This is a genomic window from Peribacillus muralis (genome assembly GCF_001439925.1).
Lineage (GTDB): Bacteria > Bacillota > Bacilli > Bacillales > DSM-1321 > Peribacillus > Peribacillus muralis.
In genome coordinates this window covers 1-312 of the sequence record NZ_LMBV01000088.1, presented here as the reverse complement: position 1 = coordinate 312, position 312 = coordinate 1, and the positions used below count along the sequence as shown (strand labels likewise).

Below are 312 nucleotides of genomic sequence, written 5' to 3'. Positions count from 1 at the left end.
ACACTTCAAGTTCTTTCTTGAAGTGGTCTATACTCTCGAATTGTTGTAAGGACAGAAATTCTGATTTCATTATTCCGAAGAAGTTTTCTATAACGGCGTTGTCATAACAGTTTCCTTTTCGAGACATGCTTTGAGTAATATGATGTTCTTTTAATATCTTCTGGTATTGAGGCATTCTATAATGCCAACCCTGGTCAGAATGAAGTAAGAGCTCGTCGTTTTCGTTCACGTGTTGTATGCCCTCCATCAACATCGTTTCTACTAAATCAAACGTTGGCCTTGTATGGAGCGTATACGTAATAATCTCGCCAT

At 38.1% G+C, this 312-nt stretch carries 1 protein-coding gene; it reads right to left on the bottom strand.

Annotation, left to right across the window (positions count from 1 at the left end; all coding sequences use genetic code 11):
* On the bottom strand, positions 1–312 hold a 312-nt coding region (locus ASU00_RS24195; RefSeq protein WP_152983853.1), incomplete at both ends, for a DDE-type integrase/transposase/recombinase.